Below are 26,690 nucleotides of genomic sequence, written 5' to 3'. Positions count from 1 at the left end.
TATTCCTATAAAGAGAGGTAAATAAATACGAATTGTCCGGCGTTGACATCGATGGTCAGGTCGCCGCCTCTTGAATCGGCAAAAATAATCCATGCCGGTTTATCACCCGGGCCGCATTCTAAATTCGGATACGACTCGCCGGTTTTTCCTTTGTACCAGGACAGCAGCATCGGATCTTTGCAAAACTCTTTTGCCTTTTGTTTTGCCAAATCCTTTGCTTCTTCAAAATCAAGCTCAGGCTTATCAACCGTTAATTCAATATGCCTGCCCGGATAATCTGTAATTTTGGGCTTAATCAATTCCATAGGCTGGAAAACCCAAACGCGTAAAGCGTTCTCTTATCACACAGAGCCCCCAGAGATCACAGAGAGCAAATCTTAAAAACCAGCTAATTCTGTATACCTCCAAATGAAGGATTCGATAGTTAGTTTTACTCGTCTGTGTTTGTCCGTGTGGGTCCGTGGTTAATTAAAATTCCTCAATCCGGAATTCTTAGTCCAGCAACTCCATCAGCTTTCCGCAGCACGGTGGGATGCGGTCTCCGGCCTTAAGGTTGACGAACTTGTTGCACGTCTGGCAATAGCAGGTGCAGTCCTTGTCCACGTATACGGCGGGATAATCCTCTTCGCCCTTTTCGCCTTCGACGGCAAAGCTGGCGATGTTATTTTTTTCAGGCACATATTCACCCACAGGTACAAGCTTTTGATTAAAGCGGGCGCAATCCACCAGCATGCGCCACAATCCCTCTAACATGGTCTTTTCGTAGTCAGCCTCGGGGGTGAATTCCACCAGGGTTTTGCTGAGTTCAATCTTCATCTGTTTTCCTCCTTAATCTGCTGTTAATGGATATACGTATGGGAAAGGGAGTTTCCGTTTACGGTTTTAGCCATCACATGGGCTGGATCTGCACTTTGGAAAAGCGGCCAATCCATATAAACACATCAGGCTTTCTAAAGTCAATAATTGACCATTTTCACATCAATATGTCACAGTGGTTTTGATTTTCAGTTTGGTGCCTTTTCTGTGGAAATTCATCAATTATGCAAAAATATGATATATTTAAAATATGAGACTGTTTCTGGGAACCATCATTGTGATTATATCCATGCTGATAACAGCATTTAATTTCTGGTATTTTCACTATCATATGGTCGTTTTTGGCAGGGGATTGCTGGAAGCGTTGCCTTCTGAAAGAATGGTTGCATTTACTTTTACATCTTTTCCCTTTTTGGCCGCTATCTATCTGTCGATGCGTCATCTCATCTTTGAAAGCAGTGGTCAAAAAAGACGATGGATTAAAAAGAAATGGACCACGGCGGGAATCGCAGCTGCTTTCGCCTGTTTGGCCATTTTTTGGTTTCCACTTTCCAATTTTACCATTTGCCTTTATTACACCATTACTCAGGAGGGAACCGCCAACGCATGTGACAGAATGGAATCCGATGCTCACAATACCGTAGCGGCCATTTCGAGTTATTTTGCCGATCCAGACCACATGACACTTCCCACTGTCGCTCAATTAATCGAGCAAGAAGACCTATCGTTAAATTGTCGTGTTGAATTGGAAGAAAACGCAAACGGAGAACCTATCATTACGGTAATTGATGACACGGCAAAATGCCGCAAAGGAATGAAATACGTCTATCATTTTGATGGGTCAGCCTCAGAATGGATAATAGAAAATTAGAATAATCCATTTGGGGGCTAATTTGAAATTCGGCAATCGACAAAATTAAAACTTCTGAAAAACGCAGTGACGAATTATCGATTCAACGGATTAACGCATTAACCTGAAGACTTTAAAACTTTAAGCTTAGCAGTAATGAGCTGGTTGTGATCCAGCCGCAGTAAGGTCTGCAGTTTGCCCATCAGGTAGTGCTCGTGCTCGTCCATCTTCCCGTCAACATAGACGATGCGCCAGAGGGTTTCGATGATTTCAATCTTTTCTTCAGTTGAATAATTTTCGTTAATCAGGTTGGAAAATTGCCACAGGTCAACACTTTTTTCCAGCTCCTGTTCAGCTTCTGCGATCAAGGCGTCGGCGTGTTCCTGGGACAAGCCGTATGTATCTTTTAATATGGATAAGATGGTTTCCATCTCCGCATCGCTAAATTCATTATCGATGCGCGCAATCTCCACAAACAGCGCACAGGTGGCAACCCTTATATCGTGTTCTGTAGCCTGCTTGGCATTGTCGGAACCGTCGGTCGCAGCCTTTTCAAAAAATCGTTTGATCTTGTCCAGCATCTGCCATTTTCCTTTGAATTGTCATTAGAGATTTGAAAGCTTGTGATTTAAAAGCTGACTAACAAATAATTTTTATGAACTCAAGTGGATTTAAATAAGGAAGGGATTATTCCGGGAGAACACCAGCCACTGAGGGCTTTCACAAATTGCAGTGCAATTGTCTGGATTAAAAGCTGTTAAAAGAGTTACATCTGTATAAAGAGCGATATTTGCAAAGTTTAAGACAACGTTTTTCATGCCTTATCGTAAAAACAATTAATCTGGGACTATTTTGAATACTTTGTCGTTTTCCCTTACTTTTTCCGATACCTTTATACCGACGCTATCCCCTTTCTTTACTTTTGTTACCGCTTTGTGCTCGATTTGCATTGAGCTCACCTTGGATTCACAATCTGTTGTATGCCCCAAAAAATGAAGTGTATCGCCCACAGACACAGTCCCATCGGTGATCTCGACGGCTGCAACGGATATTTTACTGAAGTAATTAGAAACGACACCGACTTTTTCTTCGCTCATAACTGTATCCCCGTTGTTTAATGTTTGGATATTGCATTTCAATTATGACGTCACCGTAGCCCTGAGTCTCACATTTTAAAGTCAGAGGAGGACCATTTCGAGATCAGTGGTAATCGTCGCTTCTATACTAAGTGAAAAAAAGCGTGTCTCTTGAGAGCAGGAAAGGGAGGTCTGTTTTAACTTTAACAGCTATAAATTACGTATAGGATGGAGTTCGGTTCAGAATGGACACTCGGCCGCTTTTGAGCTTGGCGATCTTTGTGGACTTACTACCAAAAAATTTCGTTTTATGTCAAGGAGTTTAGTTAAAAGGGGGACAGCGTCTGCGGCACACAGCTTTCCGCGTTATAGTTAGAAGGAGACGACGTAATCCTGCGAACCTTGGACCTTTTTTAACTTCAGTCTACAGTTTCAAGATAACCGGCCCCATCTTTTAAGGCATTCTCAATTTGTTCGACGCTGGTTAAAGCAGGATCATACCACACGGTGTTGGCTTCTTTTCGACCGATAAAGTGACTGTAAACGTGTTCGGCACCTTTAAGCCCATCCAGGACTTCTTCACTTACATCGAATCAGGCAACTTTAAAAACCGCTTTGGTTAATTCCTTATTTTCAGCTTTCGATTGAAGGTTTGCGTTTATGCTGAGCATAAGACTCAGACCGAGCATCAGCATCAGCGCCAAACCCACCTTATGTTTAATCTGCATTTTTTTGATTTCCTTGCAGCCGCGTCCGATAATCGTTCTTAACGTAATGCGAAAATGTAAACTAACGATAAGATAATCACCCTGACTTTTGCAGCAAGCTTGAATGGCGCCGCTTGACGAGCTTGGCGTTTTGCAAGAGGTAAGGGGTGGCGCCATCAACTAACGTTTAAATTCTATGATTATTTGCTGTGTGTTGACCTTTTTGGCTTTTCCACCCAGTTTTATTGTAACCGGCAGCAGTTTGAAATTCACACCGCCGCCGCCTTCTGTTTTAACGACAAAGCGAATTTTTGCGGTCAGTTTTGACAGGTGCAAAGGCGGCTTTCTTTTTGAAGCCCGATAGGCACTTTTGGCAGCCTCGATGATGGCAGTAGCCAGCGTATCCTCTACTGAGCGCACCAAGGCTGCATCAGCGGGTTTCGGGGGCTTGAGTTCAAGATGGATTTCCTGCACCGCTTCGCTATCCACTTTGGCGCCCAACTGCACAACGATCAATGATACTTTGCCGTCGGCCTTTGTGGCCAAAGCGCTTTTTAACTGCAGGGTGATCTTATGTAAAGGCGGCAGATTATCTTCTGCGATAGATGTGCTCACCCGGATAAGTGTTTTCTGAACCTCGGTTAATAGCTCATCTAAAATCACATTATCTTCCGCCATCCCCATAGAACTATTGAAAGCCAGTAAGCCAAAAACCAGAAGTGCTAAAAAAACCGTACCAAATCGGTGATTCATTCTGCGTACCCCCTCGATTATTTTTTTTGAGCGTGGTGTTTTATGATTTTTGTTCTGCCGATGCGAACTTATGTGTCAATATCACGGAATGTGACGATTTCGAGGTCTTAATATCGCAAAATGGGTAACAATAAAGTCCGATTGATGTCAAAGGAATTTGAGGGGAGGTGATCGGAATGGCAGGTGACCGACACTCAGGGCTCTGCGAATTTTTTACAGGCGGTTGCGGTTAATGGAAATACAGCGGTTAGTTAGCAGATAAAGTCCTTTCTCAAAATTCCAAAGATAAAATTCTTTGGACCTTGTCTTTCAAAGCCCGCAGGACGCATGGCCGTTCCTAAAACACAGTTCGCCCAAGGTGCAGCGCTCAATTTATTGTGGCCATTTTCATTTTTAACAACTGCGTCAATTTCCGCAAATATTTTGTGTTAAAACGCACAATAATTTGTTGCGGCCTTAAAATCACACAGTCATATTTAATATAACTATTTGATATTAAGCAAATTTCCATAATCTTGTGATGTTGGCATTTGATTTGCTCTGAACTTATATCTAGCAGGAGGCCTGGTTTTTAAATTGGAAGGAAGAATGATCATAAACAAGATACAACCAACGTTTCCGGAGCATAAAAATGGATATCATAAAAATATTGCTCATTGTTATCATAGTGGCGGTTGTTTTTGTTGTTTTTAAAATTGTCGATAAGAAAATGGGACCATGATCTTACTTGAGAAAACCGATTCATGCCGCAAGAAAAGGAGTTAGATATGGCATGGTACAAATTTACCATATCAAATGAACATATTGCCCCAATTGTGGCACAAAAAATACAAGAAAGATTTAATCAAATTTTTTGGTCCGTGCCCTGCCCTAAAGGCGCGGCGGTATATGCAAAAAAATCGGAGAAAGGGCGCGGTACAGTTTTTTACTTAACGCCTTCCTGTGAAAGATCAGCTAAAGCGTTAATCGTTTCATGTTCCGCAGAAGCTTGCGAAAAACCGGATATGGCTTCATTAATTTTTTTGGCTGGCGATTCTTCACATATTGGTTGAAGTGCAAAATCTTTGGGCCTTGAATATTTAAACCCATAGCGCTCATCGAGGGCCTCGACTTACGATGGGCGTTTCCCTAACCTCTGTTCAAAATCCGAAATTTTTACGTGTTGCCCATGAAAACTAAAGACTCTTATGGTTTGGGTATCCTCATTATAAAATGCCCAGATGCCGCCTTCGCGGTCAAATTTCAAAACACTCGTATGATAACCATTCATTGCGGCATCTGTTTGCCACCATGCTGGTTGCGGGTTCCCAAGCCAACCCAAAGAGATAGCTAACGCATCCATCGCCTGCCACCATGCAGGATGCGGCTCCTTACACCAATCAATCGAAATAGCCAACGCAGCCGCAGGAGAAGGAAAATTCTCAACCAGGGTTGGCTTGCTGCCATCATTTAACAAAAAAGCAGCGACAATGGCATGTAAATCCGGATCTTTTTCTTTTACCTTAGCTTGGATGGCAATACTTTCGCATTGAGGAACGACATCGTAAAATATGTCAATATCCTGGCTGGTTTCAGGAAGTTTTATTTTTGACACGTACTGTGTTTGAAGAAATTGTTGATAACTTAAGTCCAATTTTTCCAGTCTGAATTTACCCGCAAAACTGCCACTGCCAAAGCTCCAATGAGAAAAAGCACCCAATAAACTGATGAGCAATAAAGGTAATAAAGTGACCGAAACTATTTTGAGGGTCTTAAATAATAGTCTGCGAGTCGGCTTTTTAATGTTTTTATCGGAGCATTTTTGGCCGTGTCGCTTAAGGGATTCCCGGTTTGTGTCCAGTTCTATAGCCTTTGACAGGATGACACCGCACCGGGCACATTCGACAAAATATTCTTCTTGTTTATGACCACATTCTGGACAAATCATCAGTTTATCCCATTTCGAATTTAAGCTTTTATAAATTTCGGTATCTAACAGGATAAACTTAAGAATGATCGATCATACTAAACCAGATCTATCATCATGTGGATCGGTGTTGAAATGCCGGAATTGTAGGCAAGATCTGTGTGGAAACTATCAGGAAAGTTATAATTTCATGGACGTACCGACCAATATAAACTTCTGAGGGTTACATATCGCGCAGGGTCCGTTTGAGTATTTTACCGGTGGCGGTTCTCGGAAATTCATCGATTATGACGACTTTACTGACTTTCTGAAAACGCGCGGAAACGCGATCGTTGACCCATTCCAGCAACTCTTGCGGTGAGGCTGCTGCATCCCGCCGCAACATCACTGCAGCCACCGGAGTTTCGCCCCATTTTTCGCTGGAAACACCATATACGGCCACCTCTCTGACAGACGCATGCTGGATCAAAACTTCCTCGATGTCTCTTGGATAGACGTTGATGCCGCCGGAAATAATCATATCCTTTTTTCGATCCACCAGGTGCAGGAAACCTTCTTCATCTGTGAAGCCCAGGTCGCCGCTGTAAATCCATCCCTTTCTAACGGCCTGGCGGGTCAGCTCAGGCTGTTTGTAATAGCCGGACATTGCCAGGGGGCCCCGACCGATGATTTCGCCCACTTCCCCACCTGGCAGTTCTTTGCCCTGATCATTGATGATCTTGATTTCGGTAAACGGCGTCGGGCATCCAACGGATTCAGGTTTATTTTCATAATCGGTTTTATCCAAAACCGTAAAAAATCCTTCCGTTAAGCCATAAGCTTCGTAAAAAGTGCCGGGCAATTGCCGATGCCACATTTCTTTGTGCTTTTTATGTAGCGGGGCGCCCATACAGCAAATCGCTTCGATTGAAGACAGGGCTTTAGGTGAAAAATTAGGCGCATTGAGCATCGCAATCATTTGGGCGGGAACCGTGGTGATATGGGTTACCTTTTCCTTTTCAACCATTTCGACAAGCTGAGAGCCGTTTAAGTGACTCCCAAAAACAAACGTGGACCCAAGGTACATAGCGGGCATCATAAGCATGAACGCACCGTTGAAGATGACCGAGCCGGTGTGTAGACAAATTGATTCGGGTGTCATGCGCCATGACGCGGCAAAAGTCGAACAGTATAGTCCTCGAATATAGTGGGTATGGACGATTCCCTTGGGCAGGCCGGTGGTGCCACTGCTGTAGATGATATTGACGGGATCGTCCTGATGAATTTCGATTTTTTCCGGCTCGAAGTCTTTCGAAACGGCTTTGAGCACCTGATAATCCGTGAAACCAGAATGCTCGCCGGAGACCGTATAGTAACGCTCTGCGGGTATCTGGGGCAGCTCCGGTTTGACGGCATCTATAATTCCTGTAGCCTCGGATTCTGTAATGATCAAAACCGTATCCGAATCCCGAATCAGGCTTGAAAGACCCTTACCACGCAGCAGTGGGCTCAGCGGAACAGCCACCGCACCGATTTTGGCAGCGGCCCAAAAAACCTCCAGAAGCTCAATGCAATTATTTAAAACGGTCGCGATTTTGTCGCCTTTTTTGATGCTCAGTTTTAAGAAGCCGTTGGCCAGTTGATTGACGCTGGAGTTAAACGCTTTAAAGTTGAGCCGTTCCTCGCCGAAGATAAGTGCCGGATGATCAGGCCGAAATTTTGCGTGTCTTTTGAGCAGTCTGCCAATATTCATAATTTCCTCAAAATTGTTCAATCATTTTGATGGGCGTGTGGCGCTGGACGGTAGAGTGAAATCTGAAATATACTAATGCGAGGACGGAAGGATGTCAAAATCAAAACAGGACCTGGGGTGCTATTTAAAAAGTAGATTGGATACCCACACCGTGCGGGTGGCATTTGATTTGTGATCAGCAGCCGGGGGTTCGGCAATGATCAGGTTGATAATGTTGCCGGCTTCCAGACGGCCGTTGCGGCTGGTTTTTTCGTCGATGGAAAAATCACTGAATGCGAATTCAAACCGCTGCCAGTCCGAACCCGGGTGGGTGATGACGAAAAACGATTCACCATCTGACTCGTCAATCCGCAGGAAGACGGGGCCGTTGCGGTCACTTTTAAGCCATAAGGATACCCGGGTGGTATGTTCTAGCATCTGGCCTTTAACGCTTCTCAGACACCACATCCAGTCATCGGCATAGCGGTAGCTCCAGCGCATCGACATGTTGTCCGTTTGCGGGGCGACATCATCCAGGGATACCGTGCTGCCGTCTGCGCATCCAAATAACTCCGCTTGTTGTGAGAACCCAATTTTAACCGCACCTCCATTATGAGGGATTACCGCAAGAGTATCTTTTTGAACCTGCCAGTTGCGCGCCTGGATTTGATATTTGAGCTCGTCAAAGGCCGGCTTGTCCTTTCCATCATAGGTGCGCAGCCCGAGGGTTGCTAAAAATTGGATAAAGGCCCTGGTTGAAATGCGGTAATATCTTTCAAATTCCTCCAATTTGGCATCGGAAACATCATGCAGCCACATGAAATTCATGTGCAAAATCTGATCGCGATGATGGTCCCAGGCCGTGAATAATTCACGGATAAACTCGACCTGCTTGTCCTCGGAGCTGTCAAGATAGGTACTGGTGGGATAGCCGGCTTCCAGCATGCTGATGGTTTTGCCCGCGTAAATGCCGGTTAAGCGCTTGAAGTGGTCGTGAACGACAGCGGGGCTGTGGACCTTGAAACCGTTTTTGAGCGGATAATAAGTCACCATGATCAGATCGCTGTTGCGATTCATTTCCTGTAGCTGTGCGGTATGATGAAAAATGTGGCCGTACATCATGGCCTTGGTGCCGACTTTAAGGTCCGGTCGTTTTTCTTTAACATACCGTCGGCCGGCTTCGTAAAATGTTTGGTATTGTTTCCAGCGCGATATATGGTTGGCGAGATAAGCATCGATTTCATTGCCGATCCCAAAACCAATTAGATCAAGTTGGCCCACGTGATCAAAGACATAATCGAGCAGCCGCCTGAAGCGCTCGATGACTTCTGGATCATCAAAGGCCTTATTTTTCAAGTCCGCCGGCATCCTGAGATTGTTGGTGTCGATGGGGTTGACGGTCAAAAAAATTTTCACGTCCCTGGCAGGAAAAAAGGCCCTGGCAATGGTGAGGATTTTGCTGTGGTAACGACCCGGTGCGTTTTCAACGCTGTCCCAGGCCAACGGCAGTTCGATGAATTCCAGACCGGTTTCCCGGGCCAGGGAAAAGGCTACCCCAAACTCGTTGGCGCCTTCGGTAATGCCGTGACCGATCAATCGCTGGCCCTTGCGCTGAGGCTGAAAGGGAAGGGCATGGGTGTGCAGGAAGAAAACCGCTGTCAAAAGAACTCCAAAAAAGATCAGTCTTGATTTCATATGCGGCACCCCTGGTTCTGAATTAGTTGGAAGCTTTATTTTTTCAGACGCCGCTGGGGGAGGATAAGTTGACATGGGAATCAAAGAAGCTGGGCGTTATAAAAATTAACCATGAACCCAGCGTCATTTTCAGCGAAGGCCGACAGCCTGAGTACTGAGGACCGAGCTATAGGTCCGGTGCGACAAGACGTCTTGGCAAGCTATACTCGGTTGGTGATATATTGACTTGAATCGGAATTATTAAAAGGCGCCCATTTACCCTGTGGCTCTTTGTTAAAAAGAGAATTTGCTTGACACCCCTATCCGCCTTTGATTAGCTGGTTTAAAAAAGATCTTCTGGTAACGCTGTTTTTGGCTCCGGAGATTTCTTCTCACCACCGATGATGTGGCTTGCATGCAGTCTGAAAGCTGAAAATATGGTTATTCTGGCAATTTGCTTCTGACGCGAGACCGTTCCGTGACCCTGATTCTGCTCGATAAATTTCTTTGTGCGCGATGCTTGGTAAATTCGCAACCGCTTGCACCAAAAAAGTGCTGCGGACAGGTCAACCCGGGAAACAATCATTAATGATATGATTGCATTATAAAAAGATCGGAGGAGCACAATGGATAAACGAAGAATCCTTTTTCTGGCTATCATCGTCAGTTTATTTGCAGTCAATGCATGGGCAGACGATGTGCGCCTGCACCCCCTGCGGGAATTCTGGATTAAATACAAGCAGGATGGCATGATGATGAAAGGAGAAATAATTTCACAATGCCGCAACTGGTGTAATGAGGCTGCGGAGACAAAAAAAATAAAGATATCGGCGGGCGGTATGACACAGGTTCAAAATAGCCGGTCCGTCACGATAAAAGATAAGATCTATAATACCGATTTAGATACCGGGCGAACAACTGTCGTGCGCAATCCCATGTATGAGTCCATTGTAAAATCTGTCAAAAGGAAGGGCGTCAAAGACCTCAACGAATCCATGCTCAGCGCCTGGGGTTTTCGGCCGACAGACAATGTTCGCACAATCGCCGGAGAAAAATGCAGGGACTATAAAAGTGACCAAATGATGGGCGTGACCAATTGTTATACCGATGATGGCTTGGCATTGAGAACTGAAGCGCCCGGCATGGTTCAGGTAGCGATTGAGTTTAAACGCAATGACCCGGGGGATGAAACCGCATATGAAATACCCAATAACCCGGTACAACTGGAAAGCGAAGCTCAACCGGGAATGAATCAGCTCGAAGAAATCATGAAAAAAATGCAAATGCCCAGTCAGGCTGAATGATACATTGGTAAAAAGAAGGCCGCTGTTCTATTTTAAAATTGCCCACTTTTTCAAGGATAAAAATAGCAAAAAGATATACGACTATATCTTGTTCGCTGGCTCCCAGCTTTGGTTTACCTTAAGAATCTTCATCGGGCTCATAGTCGCTGCCTTCTTCCCAGCGGCGATCAAATTCGTCCAGGTACAGCTGCGCGATGGTTTCATTGCCAATCAGCAGGAGATTTTCGTCATTGCTCTCGTCGGCGCTTTCGGAAAAGTTAAATGAGCCGGTCATGACAGTGTTCTCATCAAGCACAAAATTTTTGAAGTGGAAGGTGCGGCTGTTGCCGTCCTGACGGACTTGCATACCCAGATCATACATTCGCCCTAATTCGCTGTACTCGGTTTCGCTGCCGCGCAGCTCGAAAATACCCATAACGTCTTTGCCTTGCTCATAACGGTCTATGACCGCATCGCCAAGGGTGTCATGGGTGAAGGAATAGGCCATAAATCGCACGCTTTTTTCAGCGGACTGCACAATGGGGCTAATGTGGTCGATAACCTCGTCTTCCGCACCGAAGAAGACCCGGACCTCGGTTCCGGCAATGTTGATGGCCTGTTCGTCTACAGTAGACGTCGAAGTGGTGCCAAATTCACCGGCACGCATTTCGTCGAATTCTTTTTCGTAGATGGCGGCGGCATCTTCGGAAAAAAGCACCACCACGTCGTTGTTGTTGCGAAATACACCGTTGACCGTGATGTTGCAGGAGCCGGTCCACAGAATGGATTTGTCGAACAGCCAGATCTTGTCGTGCATCAGACCGCTGCGCGCATCATCGTGGATTTCGATACCGGCCTCTTCCATCTTGCTAAATAAGTAGAGTCCGTCTTCTTCATCGGCCTCTATACCGTGCTCGTCGTCGGTAATAAACACCACCTCCAGCCCCCGCTCCTTGGCCGCGATGAGCGCGTCGGCAACCTCCTCAAGGTTCATTTCGAAGCTGCAGATATGGATGCTTTCTTTGGCTTTATCGATCAGCGAGATAAGGGCTTCGGCGATACTGCCCTTGATATCATAACTGGTTTCATCGATGTCCTGGTTGTTCTCCGGTGTGGTGAACATAACCTGCCACCGGTATCTGCCGGCTTTGTCAAAAGTACCGTGGAACTCACGCATCGCTCTTGTCCTCCTCGTCGCCTGCGGCATCGTCTATAAAGGTTGTTAACGCCTCCACTAGGTCTACAGAATTGTCGCGCCGCTTAAGAATACGCTGCAGTATCTGTTCTTTTTCTTCGTTGGATAGATCCGGGAAACGTTTACCGTGCAGTTCTTTAGCGTGCTTTAAGATGAGTTTGAAGCGATCTCGATGGGCATCCTCGTCAAGCCGATTCACCCGACCGCTCAAGCGGTTGATGTTCCGCATCAGGCGCCGCAAAGATCGAATGCGTTCACCGATATGCTCAAGGCCTTTATTGTGCTTCATATTGCTGGTTTCATTGGCCACTGAGACGGCCAGACGCATACCCCATTCGTTGAGCTTGAGCGCGGCGGCGTCCTCGAGGTCGGATGTGAGGGCCTCGTTTTCAAGGATATATTCCACTGCGCGTTTGCGGCGTTTTTCCAGATCGGACATCAGGCGACTCCTTTCATTCGTTCCACTTAATTTGTTTGATCTCAAATATCAGGGAAAGTCTATCGGCAGGATGTGATGACAGGGTCGTCCCCATCTGACCATCGGCACCTTCACATAAAAATGAGGGCTGGACTGCAGATCAATCGTTGAGTGCCCCACGTGACTGGTACCGACTTCAAGAATACATTCAACAAAGACAACGGTCTGATCCCCGCCTGTCAGCGGTACTTCCATCAGCAACTCTTGATTCACTTCGGAGTCAAAGTCAAAACCGCTTGAAAACGTATTGTAATTGGGTCCGTCTAAGACATAATGGGTATGGGTCTGGATCAGAGCGGAAAGCTGCTCAACCCGTACGCGAACCCGGGCAATAAGCTCAAAGACGGGGAGATGATCAATGTCTTCACAACCGTAAGAAAGATAAAGCATCCAATACCCGTTTAGCTGCACAACCGGCAGAATGCAGTAGGTGCCGTCATTTTCCGGAGTAAAGGAAAAGGTAAAACGGGTCTTGACTTCTGCACCGCTAAAATCACCGTCCTGCTCGGAATTGCCGATGGCAATCGGATGAGCGATGCGCGTATCAGTGTCAAATGTGACCGAGCCTGAACTGGTGGTCGTGTAAGTCGGCGTTAGCAAAACCTCATGATCGGAGTGCTCAAACTCGGCCGTATGCGGAAAATAACACGGGCACATAAAACGCCATGAACCGATCTCCGGATGCTGTCTGTTCACTGACAGGAGCGCCTCGATGTCTTTTTGAGCGATTCTTCTTGCCCTCGCATGCGACGCTCTGTGTCGCTCGGCGACATCTTCCCCGGCCTTTTTATACATCTTTTTCAATTCCTTTTGAAGCTTGTTGAACTTTTTGACCGTTTCCTTTTCAAAGGCGCGCAGCTTAGCCATATCGACGCCCATCAGCTTCATCCGTTCATCACGGATTTGCTTGCGCAGTTTAAAGAACTCGTCGTGTATTTTTTGATTCGTAGGCATGGTGAATACCTCCTCAATAGAACAGCACTCTTCTGATTCCCCAGAAACAGTACATATATGGGCGTTAAATCAAAGAGCGGAAAGTGACTTTTTGCAGTGCCTTATTCGATATTAATCAATAATATCTGGTAAGTTATGGTCGTGAACGTGAACTGTCAATATTTCATCAAAGGTTCAAAGTTCAGGTGGGTAATCCTATTCAAAAGTAAAGGCAAGACCTTTAACGATCCTGCCTTTGCGGTTGGTATGAAATCTGATGGTTATTGCGGCAGATCTAATTTTTGCAATGCCTGCGTATACAGTTTAACGACCTGTGGGCTTTTGGTGGGAAGCCGTTGACTGTGATGCACGTGTTGGGAATTATTTCCAAGACACCGCTTTATGGTGATGAGTTGCAAAGGAAACGGTTAGGGCAGGAACGGGCATTACCTATTTAACGTCCCTTAAAACCCTAACCGGATAATACACTCATTATTTTCTCAAAGCTTTGACGCAGCTGGGGTGTGTTGTTGAAGATAGCGTTTATCTATGGGATTGTTAAACCATCTAACGTCATCTTGCCTGAATCAATCTGCTCTTTGGCGTCGCGACGAGTCAGATGGGTGTTGTCGAGAAGCTCAGCCGTGGTTGTTTCCTGTTCACGATTAAAAATGATGGTTGCCAACATCTTATGGATGCTTTGGCTGGCTTGACATTTCGGATTTTCGACCACAATGGGTGTAAATTCCCGGGCAGCCGCGCGCACCATTTTGTCAAAAGGTATGGTGCCCAATATCCCGACATCCACCAAACACTTGTCTTTTACCAGTTTCTGCATTGATTCGGCAATTTGCACGTCTTTACTGTTTTCGGTCATATTCAAGACGATGGATAGGCGAATTTGTTCATACAGCTCTTTTAATTCGACCAAAGCCTGGGGATATCGAATGCGGACCTCCTGAAGAATAAAATCAAAGGAATAGTAGGCTGATTTTTCAAGTGAACCGTTTTTGACTTGCCTTGCCAGATCCTTGAGCGGCTTATGTTTTGAGAAAAATCGTTCCAATAGTCGCTTTTGGGCCACTTTCACAAATAAATAGCTGTCCAGAACCGATGATGGTTCCGTGCCGGAAACGACAATCTTTTGATCTGCCTGCAAAAAGAAATCCAGACTGTTATAACCGGTATCACCACCCAGATCGACAATTAGATAATCCGTCTCCAGCGCTTTTAAGTGCCTAATAATTTTCAGCTTCTGAAAATAGGGCAAATTGGCGCTGCCCAACCTCGACGAATCTCCCCCGATTAATGACAGTCCTTTGAAGGCAGTGGGGGTGAGGATGTCTTCAAGCGAGTCGACTTTTTTATCCAGAAAATCATTTCAGGTCTTGTCCAGATTTTTGACACCGGTGTAAAGATGGGTGTCAGCGCCACCCAGGTCAAGATCCGCCAGCACCACTTTCTGGCCTAATAGAGCCAACCCGACCGCCAGATTGGACGCAAGCGTGGATTTGCCAACCCCTCCTTTGGCGCCGCCCACGGCAATCATTTTATTGCAGGGCTTTTTGATCGTTGAGTCAGTCGGTGCCGCTTTCGATTTTTCAGCATTCCGATCCCGAAACTGGCGGAGGATGATAATCACCGCCTGGTCAATGGATCGCATCATATTTTTATCAGGTTTTGTTGCAAGCGTTTCAATCGACCTGTCTGCGGGCCGATCAGGACAGGCAAATAAATTTTTAAGTGTGGTTTCCTCTCCGCTCGGAAGCGCCTTTGACGGCACCGCTATTGGTCATTGCTTTTGATTTCCGTCCAAGACCGCAACGGCATCTACATCATCAAGGCTGTCAGCAGAATTTTGCTCTGTGGTCACGTCTTTGTCCGCAAGCTCTTCTGAAGACGCTTGTTCTTCAGATAGTTCATGTATTTCATTTGAGGGCAATGAAATATTTTGGCACCCATCGGGGTTTTGGATAGAAGTTTCATCTGAGGATGCGTCATCTTCTCCGGGTTTCCCTGTTGATCCCATTTCCTGAGATTTTTCTTCCTTTTCGTTTATGTGCTCAGCTGTCTCTTGGCTCTGTTCGGGACTTCCTGAAGAATTTTGTTCTGAGGAAGCCACTTTGTTTTTGACTCGCTTTGAAAACCCAACCCCCTCTGATTGATCGTTATTTACGCTTATGAGCAAAGCAGCCGCCTCTTCCCCCCGAGACATTCAGCAAAAATTTCCCCTATGGGCACTTCTTTTTCCTGGAAATCCTTTGACTGCGTATTACACTGAATTTGTTTATGATTTTTATTTGATCGACCGATGGCATCGGTTATCGCTTCATGGCATCGAGCTTCCGTCTTCAGTCAAATGTTAGGTCATCTATGTCAAATTTTTCTTTAACCTTATCCCTGATCCATCTCACTGCTAACGGTTTGGTTCTAAATATCCTGCTTTCCCAGCACGACCGATAAATAAATAACTCAGACATTTTCGAGAGCCTGTTGATCAGCTCGATATTTGCACCAATGGGAACATTATTAACCATCGCCACGATAGGTTCAGGATTAATTCTCGAGATTTCTGCACATAGCCCCGCAATCGATTCGACCGTTTCATCGGATATGTCCACCTTCGTTAATTCCGTGTGATCGATAAGAATATATTTGTATTTTTTAAATTTTGCTTTATTCTGCGTCAGGTGTTGTCTCAAAGAATCGATAAGATCCTGATCCGTAACTCTTCCGCGACTTTCGACGATATTGCCGATACCCCCATCACCATCTTTTATCCTAATTGGCATTATCGCTTCTCCATATAGCCAGGAGGGGCAGCGAATCCGCCAACGAGTTTGGACAAACCGCGTGCGAAGTCGATGGTGGTGCGATCTTCGAATCTGTCACTGATAATTTGGACACCCACCGGTAAACCTGATTCGGTCAGCCCAACCGGCGCTACGGTGGCCGGAAGCTCCGACACAATTGCCATGACCGTCCAGGTCAGGTTCTTGAAATAGGACTTTGACCGTCCGTTAACCGTCAATCTGCGCGATTCCATTGGCAGGCGATGTTTGTGTTCAAAGGCGGCCGTTGGTGACACCGGCGCCAGCAGCACATCGTAACGTTCAAAGAATGCTGCCCACTGCGCCTGCTGTTTTTTTTGTTTTTCGATGTGGCCCTCCCATATCGGTATGGCCCCGGCCATCATATCATCGCGAATATTTGTCCAGATCCGCAAATTTTCCCATAGATGGATATTCGGACGCGCCTCCTCGTCAATTTTTAGACCGGCTGCACTTAGTTTTTCAACGGCCCTTTGAAGGGCCGCCAACACCTCTGAATCGATTTCATTGGCAAATTCGGAATCTTTAAACCACACCGCAACGCGATAATCTGCAAACTGCTGCCTTCGCGGCGGTAAAAGTTCAGGTCGGCTGTCGTTTTGATCTGCTTGGCCCGGTGTCATTAAAACTTCCAGGGCGAGCTCAAGGTCATCGGCGCTGCGGGCCAGAGGGCCAGCTACAAAAAGCGGTAGCAGCGGCATCGCGTCAGGGGGAACCCGGCCCGGCATGGGCGGAATATGCCCATAGCGCGGAACGACACCAAAGGTGGGTTTGTGGCCGAAAACCCCGCAAAAATTTGACGGAACGCGGATCGAGCCACCCAAATCACTGCCCAGCTCCAGCGGCGTGAAACCCACGGCAATTGCTGCTGCCGAGCCGCCCGATGAACCGCCGGGCGTTTTGGAGGTGTCCCAAGGATTATTGGTCGTACCATAGACCGGGTTGAAGCTTTGAAAATCACGGGCGTGATATGGGATGTTGGTTTTGCCAAAGATGATGGCGCCGGCGTCGATCAGGCGCTGGACCGCGATGGCATTTTGTTGTGGCAGGTGGTTTTTTAGTTTGGGATCGCCCGATGTTGTGGGCATGCCCACCACTTCGAAGACATCTTTTACGGTCATCGGCAGGCCATGCAGTGGCCCCCAGTTTTGGCCATCAGCGAGTGCTTTATCGGCTTCTGCTGCGCGTGTCCGGGCTGCGTTTTCATTCATGGCTACAACAGCATTGATGCGGCCATTATTTGCCTGTATGTTTTCAATAAATCGATTGAGAAGATCGAGAGAGGAAATCTCGCCGCGCCGAATGGCAGCGGTCAGCTCGGTTGCGGATTTATAAAGGAGGGGGTCAATGGGTTGTGGGGAGTTGGAAGCGGGATCTTGCTTTTCGCAGCAAATGAGAAAGCCAATCAGAAGCGAGAGTGCGCTAAGCCGAACAACTTTCCTGCAAAGTGCCATAAAATGTCCTCTCAGATATTTCTTTTTTTAATCTTCTCCAGTTTTTCTAAAAGCTGTTTTATGTTATCTTGCTTCTTCTTTTCTCTTTGTTTCTTCTGTGATTCATTATAATAGCGGTGGTTTTCCATAAGCTTAAGCGTTCCTTTATACCATTTTGCGCCATCGCTGACATCCAAGCCTCTTGCTCGCCGCCCATCCCTTAATTTTTGATCCAGTTTGAAAAAATCGTCTCGGCCCAGATGGTCGAGATCGGCATCACACAGTATTTTTTCAATATGAGTTTTCGGTTTTTTTGCCAAATCGGTCGCCAGTATCATTTTTTGAACCTTTTTTATTTCGGCCGGCTTGTAACCAATTATTTTAAGGATTCTGCCGGCCATGCGGGCCGCAATCGGTTCATTCTTGTCATATTCTCTGATGTAACCGGTGTCATGAAAATAGGCTGCAGTAATGACCAACTCGCGATCCTTTTGGGAGACATTCTCAGATATGGCAATTCGGTTAGCGCTGGCAACCACTCCTCGGGTGGGATGCAGGGTATGATCGGCATCATGGTATTTAATGCCGTCGGGCAGTTCATCTCTGAACAGCTCCCGAATATACTGATCCACGATTTTCAACCGTGGCGTGTGCGGCTTATATTTGGGTTGCAATTTCCGGTTGGCCCGTTGATTTGGCATGCTGCACCTCCATTTTAAAAGTACCAAACAGAAGCACTCAGGATGTGGACTATCGAGAGAACCTTGAAGCCGGGTGAGTAATAAGATTCGAATCTGAAAATGGATAACCGTTTCGTGTCAGTTCGAGTAGGAGATTCAAAAATAGATTAAACGTATCTATACCTAAATCTGTGGGATTTAGTCAATAATAATCAAGGGTTTCTGACCGATGAGCCGTTCAAAGGATCAACGAAAGGATGTTGTCGGTTTATCAGGCGACGCTATGCCGCTGCCTTACCAGAGGCCAACGCCGTAAATATCATGCTGTGTTCTGGTTTCAAGATGCTCGTTGATATTTTGATGAAACTCGATGCGGCGCGGGTCCTTTGTCCACTGTTGCCAGTTTTCTAAGGATACCCATCGGCTGATAACCAGGCATTCCTCGACCCGATTCAGATGAAAAAATGTTTCGCCTGAAATATACCCCGGTTGCCTGACGGCCAGTGACCTTAATTCGATGATGTGCGGTAAGAGTGTCTTCGCATTGAGCCCATTCTTTGCCACGTGTTTGATTAAAACGCCAATCGCCATTTTTATTCTCCTTTCCGTCGCCCATTCTCCCTTTTGTTTGTTGTCTAGCGAAGTGACTACTTTAGTGGCGTCGTATGATACAGAGATCAGAACTGGGATTCGCGATTTCGGATGGTGAGAATAAGCTACTTAGGGCAGCCTATATACCACACCGTGACATATGTCAATAGCGATTGGTCAGGCGGGATTAATTGATTTCTATAGCTGCATATACTCGGGAGAAAGAAAAGTTACGCTCTTGTATTATTTCGTTTTATTTTCAAATAAATAACGATCAACAGGCAGGGTAGCCAAACCCAAAACACCTCACTCATGATGACCGTCAAGCCGCGCGGGCTCAAAAATGCCCTGATGCTGAAAGGCGAAACCTCGATGGGCGTCCAGGGGAAGAAAAAGCGAATATTGCTCAAAGGGGATAGCAGGGCGATACCCTGCCCCCCGTTGGTCAGGGCATCCAGCAGTCCATGGCTGGCGGTGAGAAGAAAAAAATAGAGAATGTATTTCCACCATTGAAGTGAGAAAATCACTTCCTTGCGGTAAAATGTGCAGACAATAAAGATACCCAGCAGGGCCGCAAAAAATGGAGAATGAAAAAAACCTCTGTGACCGAAAACGTGACCATAAGGAATGTATAGCCAGCGGTAGCCAATAACATCAGCATCGGGCAGCACAGAGCAAGCAATGCTTAAGATCCAAAACTTCAGGGGTTCCTTTCCATCAGCAAAACCGTATGCAGAGGAACCCGCAACCACAGAGTGCGTTATAATTGTCGGCAAGGCAATTTCCAATCAATAAAAATTCGGCATAAAGATCCGTATGCGATCATCTGGCGATCAATATTTCCAGGCGTAAATATACCATTGATGGCCTTCCATCCTCATATCGTAAACAACGAGCACATTAAGATCTCCGCGAGTCATATAAATTTTCACTTCAGCCTTATCACCGTCAAGCGAAATTTTGGGTTTTCCTAGTACGATCGAAGGATTTTCAGCCAGCCGTTTGGGCAGTATTTTAAGATAATCTGCTTTGGACATAATTTTTCGATCCCTGCCGGTCATGATCGCCGCGTTCTCATGAATGAGATCGGCAACTTTTTTGGAATCTTTGGTGTTGACCCCATCCTGAAAGTCCAACAATACCCTTTTCAGTGCCTGTTCTTGAGGGGATTGCGGTTCATATTGGGCTAAAGGCTCATTTTGCCCGCAGGATAGGATTGCCGCTGCGGCGATTGCAAGGACAAGATGTCTAACCATGGTTTTAACCTATTACCATGTTGGTCAGATGACCAGCTCTTGACGGTTTTGTCAAGACGATCACATAAAAGTTTCGACCGTTCATGAATTCTTCGAAAGCCGGCGATATAAATAAGCAACATAAATAAGCAATGTCAGGGCAATGCCCAGAATAAGTTTAGTCACTCTAGCCATGTTTTCTCCGAATCTGCTCAAAATATTTCAGAATTAGGATCTTCTCGCCGGCAACTGAAATTCCGCAGACGGTGATCAGAGAAATGCACACCCATAATGAAAGACGCCGTGAAATTTCCATTTCATATTTCCTTGCCGACTACGATTTTTGGTTTAAAAAACGGGTTATCAAAACCAAAACAGAGCGAGGTGCAAATCGCGTATTAAAGGCCAGTAATTTGTTCATAAAACCAGGGATGATGATTTTTTTGCCTTTCATCAAGCCTGCAAAACCGGTCTCAGCCACTTCGGCAGCCTGCATCAACCATGGGACGTTGATGATTCTTGCGTTGGTCATTTCGGCACGATCTGCAAACTCGGTGCGTGTCGGACCCGGGCACAGAACGGATACATTGACGCCGGTTGTTTCAAACTCAGTATGTAAGGCTTCTGAAAAAGATAGCACATAGGCTTTAGAAGCGTAATAGGTGCTCATCAATGGACCGGCCTGAAAAGCAGCTGTAGAGGCAACATTGAGAATACTGCCGGAGCGCTTTTTGACCATATCGGCACCAAACAGCCTGCACAGCAGGGTAAGGGAGGCAATATTCACCTGGAACAAATCCATATGTTTTTCGATGCTAAAGTCTGTGAAATTTCCATTAAGCCCAAATCCTGCATTGTTGACCAGCACATCGATATCGATGCCGTCGGAAATTGTCGCATCATAGAGCTCTTGAGGAGCAGAGGCAATGGATAGGTCTTTTGCAAACACCTTTGCAGTGATATCGTTTTGACTTTCCATTTCCCCAGCTATTGCTTCAAGTTTCTCCCTGTTTCTGGACACCAGTGCAAGATGGTAGCCATTTTTTGCAAAAATTTTGGTTAACTCATATCCGATACCGGTGGAGGCACCGGTAATCAACGCTGTTTTGCTTAGCATTTGCCCTCCTTGATTTTCAGGAACACAATATCAGACGAACGCGACTGCCAATCTGACTACCTCATCTTATCCCTCTTCCAGGGCACGCACCTCATTGGTGCGAATGCGCAGGCGCTCACTGATGTCAAGGGCGATATTGCGGATGAGCTTAACCGCTAAAGATGGGCTTTGTTTCTGCAAAAGACTAAATTCATCCGGTGTGAGCACATAGGTTTCAGCGTCTTCTTCTGCCCAAACACCAGCAGAGCGCGGGCTGCCGTCCAAAAAGGCCATTTCCCCGAATGTCACCCCGGCGCTGTAGGTGACCAGCCGCTTGGTGCGATCGCTTTGTGAAAGGTGAATACGGACACTCACCAATCCTTTGACCAACAGGAATAAGTTTCGATCCGTATCGCCTTCTTTGACAATCCGGTCGCCTTTTTTAAATGATTTGCGTACCAATTTTTGCGCCAAGATGTCAATTTCCGGCGGACTGAAGTCTCTGAGAATATCCATTTGTGCCAATTGAATTTTTCCGGAAGCGCCTGCCAGATCAATCGATTGTGTCAGAACGCTATCTTCAGCCCATTCGAGCGCCGCATCGGTATCCTCAAAAAAACAATCTTGGTCCAGAAACTGGTAGGCCCCCATGGCCTTGAGAAAATCCGACAGGGCTGTATTGGCGGTCAGGTAACTGATCAGCAGGTATTTGCCGGAGGCGCTCAATTTTTTACTGATCTGCACCAAGATTTTTGCACCGGTGCTGTCGATTTCATCAACACGCTTCATATCAAGAATGCAATATGTATAATCATTAATGGCGTCCTCGATTTCCCTGGCCAGATTATCAGCCGAGCCGAAAAACAGCGGTCCGCGCAGCTCATATACAATTATCCCTTTAGCACGTTCTTCCAGTAGCTGGTTATTTTTTAGACTGCGAACCTTTTTCGAGCGGATTTGATCACCGGAATAAGTGCGCTTTACAATGGATTTGCCCATCCTGACGACGAATAAACCGGAAGCGATGACAATTCCGATCAAGACAGCAACAATTAGATTCACGCAAACCGTAATCACCACCACCACAAGGGTGACAACCAGATTGGCGATGATCCTTTTGCGTTGCTGGCCGGCCCGCGACAGGTTTTGAAACAAATCCAGGGTCCATCTGTCAAACAATCCGATGCCCACGGATATGATGATTCCGGCTATGACGGTTAACGGAATTTTTCCGATGACCGGTCCGAGGGTCATGACGATGACAAGGATCAACAGGCCGCATAGCAGGCTGGACAGACGCGTGCGCCCGCCGGCCCTATAATTGGCCATATTGTGCAGCTCTGATCCGGCAGATGGAAGGGCGGAAAAGACGGCGTTGATCATGTTTCCGATACCCTGACCAATAAGTTCTTTGTTGCTGTTGTGTCGGGTGCCGGCGATGTTGTCTGCGGCCAAAGAGCTGAGCAACGACTCAAGGGCCCCGACCGAGCCCAGCACAAACCCGGTCATCAAGATGCGGGGGAACAGGTCGGCCAGATTGATGTTCCACAGGATGCTGGAAATCTTGGGCAGGATATCGGGTTTGGGCCATTGAAATGAAAAATTACCAATAACCGGTCCCATATCTGCTGTACCGGCGACATGCTTTATGGCGTAAAATAAAAGCGTGCCGGCGATCAATCCGATAAGTGAGGCTGGTACAGCTTTAATATAGCGCCGAGCGTAGAAGATGACGATGATGGTGATCAATCCCACCACGAGTGTTAACGGCTGCACAACGGTGGGGGTGTAAAAAATGTCAAACAAAGAGACATGGCTCTTTGCCCCTACCAGTGGTCCCAATTGTTCAAGTATCAGAATCACTGCAATTCCGTTCATGAATCCCGAAACAACCGGATAGGGCACATATTTGATCAGATTGCCTAGCCGCAGCGCCCCGAACAGAAACTGAATGAGTCCGCCGGTTAACACACACAAAGATGCCAGACCGACAATCAGAATGTTCTTGGAACCCGGATCCGGAACATGCAGGCTCACCGACAGTGGGAGAACAAATGCGGCCAGGATTAGCGACAGCGGCGCTTTGGGGGCTGTGATTTGGATCTCCGTGCCACCCAGCAGCGAGGCGCTAAGACCGCCTAAAAGACAGGCAAAAATTCCCAACAAGGCGGCAAACGGGAGGAACTCTGCACCCAGGGGGCCGTACACAATAATGCCGTATCCGATAGAAAGCGGGATAGAAATGATAGCCGCAGAAACAGCGCCGGAGAGATCCCCCTTCAAATTGAATCGGTGCTTGGACAGATTCATTGCCGCATGACCCTTATTATCACATATCAGATAAGAACGTTTCTACGCTTTGTCCTCCCGCTTTATGCAGTCATTGATCACTTTCTGGATTCTTTGTGGCGCCAGCCGGCTGCCAGTTTTGCGCGGCGAGCCGCCAATGATTGCGCTGCCACCCCAGCAATTGTCCGCAGACGACAAACCTTCAGCTTTGTTCAAGGCCTCATAAATGCGTTCCACAGGGAACATTACAAACGGTGACATTTTACCAATCGTGTAAGCGTAGCGACCTTTTCGGTGTTCAACTAGAGCGACATAAGCCTTTATTTTTTGAGAGAACAGTTTTGTGCGTGCGTATGGTCCTTTTTCATGAATCATCTGCCATCCGGGCCCGCCACCGATCCTTGAAAAGCGAGTGTCCAATTCGATTTTTTTGCTGCGCCCCTCGATGGCAGCATCAATTCTGGCGCATACCTTCTGGAGGATTGCCTGCATTTGCTTTTTCGACATGTGATAGATGCTGCCATCGGCTCGCGCACGGGTGTAGGGCTCGTATATCCAGGCCTGGTGGTGAATTTGCGGATTGTTGGGATGGACCGGATAGGCCCCTGCAGAGGCGTCCAGGATATCTTCGAATAAAATCATTTGAACCAAAAGATTATCAAACCTTAAACCTTCCAGTTTTTCTGAATTTTTAAGCAGCCAGCAGGACAGACAAGCATCCTGATCGACATCATTAATGTAAACGCGTGCATGCGGTTCCCCGTTTTTTTGGTAGGTGTCTAGCAAGCCCAGACGTATGTAGTAATAGACCTGGGCGCAGGTGCTGCGGGTGGCGATGCGGGCCACGCCTTCATGGTGATTGAAATTGGCATACGGGCCCTGAATTAAAAACCGCGGCGGCCCCTTTACATAGCCATCAAGCGCAATCGAAAAGCGCGGCTTGGTATCAATGAAATCCTCCCAGTTGATAACCACACGCGGTTCCAAATAAACGCGTATCATGGCAATATCCCGTTTGAGTCAGAGGTTGTTGGGATCAGTTTTAAACGAAACAGGGAAAAATAGGGAAGACACGGCAACTGCAGGTATATCCATAACCGTTTAGGCGTTACAATTCAAGCCTTGTCTTGCTGCTTCGCCATGAGGAAGCCGTGCACCATGAGGACCTTGGCAGAGAATCTAAAGATCTGGCTACAGAAATGAATTAGTTAAACAAGCACTGACTTTATATTACGGTACCCCAACGACTCTTTTACTATCGCAATAGCGATCATTTCCACCGCTCATTGGCTGGTTGACGTCGGGTTGGTCATTATAGTACATGCGAAAGCGGGCGTGAGGAACAGTGACCAATACTTTTTGGCCCTCATTAATTCTGCCTGCCCATATGACAGGGCCCTGTTGCCCGTCGCGGTTTAATTCGTTAAGAACGACGAAGACATCCGTGCGCGAGGCCTGGAGATAACATGAACCTGTTGTTGCATATATTGTAGGAGCTGATATCAAACCGGTTAACATGATTACCAGAAACCAGATTGCCATTAATTGAGCCATTATTTTCATGATTCCCCCCTTTGCACCCTAGCAATGTCTTTAATACCGGATTCTGACTTTGCTTTTAATGCGGTTTATCAAAAGGTTGGTATATAGAACATTAGGTCTCGATGGATAACATGTCAAATGATGCAATTTTTTGACATGATGTGTTATCCGGTTGGAGGGGCACTGGACATGAATCTAACCAATTTTGCACCAGGCAGTTGACGGTATGCCTGATAAAACAGCTGACGATCAAATACAGGATGGCTGCACCAGAGTTTTCGATCTGGCATTTACCAGTAGGCTGGAAAGCGCAATTGATAATAATTTCAAATATGATTGATTGCTGAACCGGCGGCCCTTTTTAATGGCAAACCACAAGCAAATGTCAAAGGTCTCACCAACAACCTGTTTTGAAGTGATATCTAACTTAATTTAGGGCTCGGATAGCAGGAACCTGTCGATCCGTTGCGCTGCAATCACCGCCAGGCGTCAATTAACTCAAAATGATAAAACACAAGCTTCCATTGACCATTTGATTTTGCCCAAGTGGAAGACCATCGTTTTTTGGCAGATACCCACGGGTACTCTTTGTGTTTTCTTGATACCTTATAATTTCCACAGGCGACGCCGGTGGTGCCAATCACATTTAGATGGGAGGTGACGATTTCGAGATCGTAGTATTCATACTGCGAAATCAATTCTTTTAACTGCTGTTTCCAAAGCGCCTTATCCATAATTCTATTCTGGGTAAGGTAGCTGATCATTGAGGTAAATCCGAAAGCTTCCCCTTCAATATCGGCGATAATGTCAGCATCCCAATGAACCAATGAATCGTTATATCGTTGAACAGCAGCACTGAGCTCGGTTAAATCATCAGCGTGCCCGATACAAATGCTCATGGTCAACGATAGCATCAACGAAAGAAAAAAGGGCATCAAAACCCTCCGTTTCATATTTTCCCCCTTTCGTTTGGATTGTGATTTGGCAAATTCTAACATGACCAGTTTACAACTGTTGTGCGAAACCGTTCTGTACAAAGAAATATGACAACAGCGGCAAACCTGCTATCAGCACCTGTGCTCAATGTGTTCAAGGCCGCCAAAGCATTTTGAGTGCCTTCTTTTCCCGTCGATATGCTACGAATAAGCATTCCAAAGCGAAGACGGAATCTCCCCTGCCTGTGCATGAACAGCGCACCCTTTGTTTAAAACTTCGGTGCGACAACCCGCCGTGTAAACTACAGCCAGAACAGCAGTTTTAAAGAAAGTTGGCCGGATCGACAATAAGGGCCCTGAACAATTTGTCAGACGGTTTTGATGTATCGATAAATAGCGTATTCAGTTGTGACACCCGGAATTGCATCGATGCTGTCTTGAATTTTTTTTCTGTCATCGGTATCAAACCAGGTCTGCCAATCCTCCACTGAAAACCATGTGCTGATAGTTGCAATCTCATCTTTATCATCGATTGATTTTAGGTATTCACCGGAGATGTATCCGGGCTGCTGCGGGACGAGACGCCTGATGTCCTTGATATATCGGAATAGCTCTTTTTCTCTTTTTTTATCTCTGGGAAACTTGCGTTTGATTAAAACTTTAATCGCCATAGCCC

29 protein-coding genes are annotated in these 26,690 nt (G+C 46.4%); 3 read left to right on the top strand and 26 right to left on the bottom strand.

Going from position 1 to position 26,690, the window contains the following annotated elements:
- Positions 1 to 5: 5 nt before the first annotated feature.
- Positions 6 to 305 carry an AF1514 family protein gene (locus QNJ26_09845; GenBank protein ID MDJ0985835.1) on the bottom strand — a complete coding sequence of 100 codons (300 nt, stop codon included), beginning with the start codon at positions 303 to 305 and terminating at the stop codon, positions 6 to 8.
- Positions 306 to 492: 187 nt separating this feature from the next.
- A complete protein-coding gene (locus QNJ26_09840; GenBank protein ID MDJ0985834.1) occupies positions 493 to 816 on the bottom strand; it encodes a hypothetical protein in 324 nt (107 codons plus the stop codon).
- Between the two features lie 250 nt (positions 817 to 1,066).
- Between QNJ26_09840 and QNJ26_09835 the strand changes: the two genes are divergently transcribed.
- Entirely contained in the window at positions 1,067 to 1,687 is a 621-nt protein-coding gene (locus QNJ26_09835) for a hypothetical protein (protein MDJ0985833.1), read from the top strand.
- A 98-nt stretch (positions 1,688 to 1,785) separates the two neighbouring features.
- On the opposite strand, the gene QNJ26_09830 is transcribed toward QNJ26_09835, so the two are convergent.
- The 4 genes from QNJ26_09830 to QNJ26_09815 all read right to left on the bottom strand — a co-directional run bounded on the left by QNJ26_09830 (position 1,786) and on the right by QNJ26_09815 (position 4,202).
- Positions 1,786 to 2,247, bottom strand: coding sequence for a TerB family tellurite resistance protein (locus QNJ26_09830; protein MDJ0985832.1), 462 nt, complete (start codon positions 2,245 to 2,247; stop codon positions 1,786 to 1,788).
- Between the two features lie 255 nt (positions 2,248 to 2,502).
- The gene (locus QNJ26_09825) at positions 2,503 to 2,763 is read right to left on the bottom strand and encodes a hypothetical protein (GenBank protein MDJ0985831.1); all 261 of its coding nucleotides are present in this window, start codon (positions 2,761 to 2,763) and stop codon (positions 2,503 to 2,505) included.
- A 572-nt stretch (positions 2,764 to 3,335) separates the two neighbouring features.
- Positions 3,336 to 3,470: a hypothetical protein gene (locus tag QNJ26_09820; protein ID MDJ0985830.1), complete on the bottom strand. Its 135-nt coding sequence runs from the start codon at positions 3,468 to 3,470 to the stop codon at positions 3,336 to 3,338.
- 159 nt (positions 3,471 to 3,629) lie between these two features.
- Positions 3,630 to 4,202, bottom strand: coding sequence for a hypothetical protein (locus QNJ26_09815; GenBank protein MDJ0985829.1), 573 nt, complete (start codon positions 4,200 to 4,202; stop codon positions 3,630 to 3,632).
- Between the two features lie 767 nt (positions 4,203 to 4,969).
- Here QNJ26_09815 and QNJ26_09810 point away from each other — a divergent pair.
- Positions 4,970 to 5,254, top strand: a complete 285-nt coding sequence (locus QNJ26_09810; GenBank protein MDJ0985828.1) for a hypothetical protein — start codon at positions 4,970 to 4,972, stop codon at positions 5,252 to 5,254.
- Positions 5,255 to 5,313: 59 nt separating this feature from the next.
- Here the strand turns inward: QNJ26_09810 and QNJ26_09805 are convergent, their stop codons facing one another.
- The 3 genes from QNJ26_09805 to QNJ26_09795 form a co-directional block, all read right to left on the bottom strand.
- On the bottom strand, positions 5,314 to 6,129 hold the full coding sequence (locus tag QNJ26_09805) for a hypothetical protein (GenBank protein ID MDJ0985827.1): 816 nt from the start codon (positions 6,127 to 6,129) through the stop codon (positions 5,314 to 5,316).
- A 202-nt stretch (positions 6,130 to 6,331) separates the two neighbouring features.
- Positions 6,332 to 7,840, bottom strand: coding sequence for a class I adenylate-forming enzyme family protein (locus QNJ26_09800; GenBank protein ID MDJ0985826.1), 1,509 nt, complete (start codon positions 7,838 to 7,840; stop codon positions 6,332 to 6,334).
- Between the two features lie 120 nt (positions 7,841 to 7,960).
- Positions 7,961 to 9,514, bottom strand: a complete 1,554-nt coding sequence (locus QNJ26_09795; protein ID MDJ0985825.1) for a hypothetical protein — start codon at positions 9,512 to 9,514, stop codon at positions 7,961 to 7,963.
- Positions 9,515 to 10,119: 605 nt separating this feature from the next.
- Here QNJ26_09795 and QNJ26_09790 point away from each other — a divergent pair.
- Positions 10,120 to 10,797 carry a hypothetical protein gene (locus QNJ26_09790; GenBank protein MDJ0985824.1) on the top strand — a complete coding sequence of 226 codons (678 nt, stop codon included), beginning with the start codon at positions 10,120 to 10,122 and terminating at the stop codon, positions 10,795 to 10,797.
- Between the two features lie 118 nt (positions 10,798 to 10,915).
- On the opposite strand, the gene QNJ26_09785 is transcribed toward QNJ26_09790, so the two are convergent.
- From QNJ26_09785 to QNJ26_09705, 17 genes are all read right to left on the bottom strand, one after another.
- Complete coding sequence (locus QNJ26_09785; protein ID MDJ0985823.1) at positions 10,916 to 11,953, bottom strand: phospholipase D-like domain-containing protein; 1,038 nt, start codon at positions 11,951 to 11,953, stop codon at positions 10,916 to 10,918.
- The gene (locus QNJ26_09780) at positions 11,946 to 12,410 is read right to left on the bottom strand and encodes a hypothetical protein (protein MDJ0985822.1); all 465 of its coding nucleotides are present in this window, start codon (positions 12,408 to 12,410) and stop codon (positions 11,946 to 11,948) included. The genes QNJ26_09785 and QNJ26_09780 overlap by 8 nt, the downstream gene beginning before the upstream one ends.
- Positions 12,411 to 12,458: 48 nt before the next feature.
- The gene (locus tag QNJ26_09775) at positions 12,459 to 13,403 is read right to left on the bottom strand and encodes a hypothetical protein (GenBank protein MDJ0985821.1); all 945 of its coding nucleotides are present in this window, start codon (positions 13,401 to 13,403) and stop codon (positions 12,459 to 12,461) included.
- 526 nt (positions 13,404 to 13,929) lie between these two features.
- Positions 13,930 to 14,667 (bottom strand): hypothetical protein, encoded by a 738-nt coding sequence (locus QNJ26_09770; GenBank protein MDJ0985820.1) that lies wholly within the window; start codon positions 14,665 to 14,667, stop codon positions 13,930 to 13,932.
- Between the two features lie 96 nt (positions 14,668 to 14,763).
- Positions 14,764 to 15,048: a P-loop NTPase gene (locus QNJ26_09765; protein MDJ0985819.1), complete on the bottom strand. Its 285-nt coding sequence runs from the start codon at positions 15,046 to 15,048 to the stop codon at positions 14,764 to 14,766.
- A gap of 126 nt (positions 15,049 to 15,174) precedes the next feature.
- Positions 15,175 to 15,597 carry a hypothetical protein gene (locus QNJ26_09760; protein ID MDJ0985818.1) on the bottom strand — a complete coding sequence of 141 codons (423 nt, stop codon included), beginning with the start codon at positions 15,595 to 15,597 and terminating at the stop codon, positions 15,175 to 15,177.
- A 136-nt stretch (positions 15,598 to 15,733) separates the two neighbouring features.
- Complete coding sequence (locus QNJ26_09755) at positions 15,734 to 16,174, bottom strand: hypothetical protein (GenBank protein MDJ0985817.1); 441 nt, start codon at positions 16,172 to 16,174, stop codon at positions 15,734 to 15,736.
- Complete coding sequence (locus QNJ26_09750; protein ID MDJ0985816.1) at positions 16,174 to 17,667, bottom strand: amidase family protein; 1,494 nt, start codon at positions 17,665 to 17,667, stop codon at positions 16,174 to 16,176. The genes QNJ26_09755 and QNJ26_09750 overlap by 1 nt, the downstream gene beginning before the upstream one ends.
- Positions 17,668 to 17,678: 11 nt before the next feature.
- Positions 17,679 to 18,347 (bottom strand): HD domain-containing protein, encoded by a 669-nt coding sequence (locus tag QNJ26_09745; protein MDJ0985815.1) that lies wholly within the window; start codon positions 18,345 to 18,347, stop codon positions 17,679 to 17,681.
- A 273-nt stretch (positions 18,348 to 18,620) separates the two neighbouring features.
- A complete protein-coding gene (locus QNJ26_09740) occupies positions 18,621 to 18,917 on the bottom strand; it encodes a hypothetical protein (protein MDJ0985814.1) in 297 nt (98 codons plus the stop codon).
- 230 nt (positions 18,918 to 19,147) lie between these two features.
- Complete coding sequence (locus tag QNJ26_09735; GenBank protein ID MDJ0985813.1) at positions 19,148 to 19,693, bottom strand: metal-dependent hydrolase; 546 nt, start codon at positions 19,691 to 19,693, stop codon at positions 19,148 to 19,150.
- 57 nt (positions 19,694 to 19,750) lie between these two features.
- Positions 19,751 to 20,173 carry a nuclear transport factor 2 family protein gene (locus tag QNJ26_09730; protein MDJ0985812.1) on the bottom strand — a complete coding sequence of 141 codons (423 nt, stop codon included), beginning with the start codon at positions 20,171 to 20,173 and terminating at the stop codon, positions 19,751 to 19,753.
- Positions 20,174 to 20,486: 313 nt separating this feature from the next.
- Positions 20,487 to 21,269, bottom strand: a complete 783-nt coding sequence (locus QNJ26_09725) for an SDR family oxidoreductase (protein MDJ0985811.1) — start codon at positions 21,267 to 21,269, stop codon at positions 20,487 to 20,489.
- Between the two features lie 66 nt (positions 21,270 to 21,335).
- Complete coding sequence (locus tag QNJ26_09720; GenBank protein ID MDJ0985810.1) at positions 21,336 to 23,558, bottom strand: SLC26A/SulP transporter family protein; 2,223 nt, start codon at positions 23,556 to 23,558, stop codon at positions 21,336 to 21,338.
- A gap of 42 nt (positions 23,559 to 23,600) precedes the next feature.
- Positions 23,601 to 24,539, bottom strand: a complete 939-nt coding sequence (locus QNJ26_09715; GenBank protein MDJ0985809.1) for a hypothetical protein — start codon at positions 24,537 to 24,539, stop codon at positions 23,601 to 23,603.
- 1,016 nt (positions 24,540 to 25,555) lie between these two features.
- A complete protein-coding gene (locus QNJ26_09710; protein ID MDJ0985808.1) occupies positions 25,556 to 26,032 on the bottom strand; it encodes a nuclear transport factor 2 family protein in 477 nt (158 codons plus the stop codon).
- Between the two features lie 350 nt (positions 26,033 to 26,382).
- Positions 26,383 to 26,685, bottom strand: coding sequence for an antibiotic biosynthesis monooxygenase family protein (locus QNJ26_09705; GenBank protein MDJ0985807.1), 303 nt, complete (start codon positions 26,683 to 26,685; stop codon positions 26,383 to 26,385).
- Positions 26,686 to 26,690: the final 5 nt, after the last annotated feature.

The sequence above is a fragment of the Desulfobacterales bacterium genome, assembly GCA_030066985.1.
Classification (GTDB): domain Bacteria; phylum Desulfobacterota; class Desulfobacteria; order Desulfobacterales; family JAHEIW01; genus JAHEIW01.
Note: the sequence above shows the minus strand (reverse complement) of the source record. Positions and strands in the feature narration are given on the sequence as shown.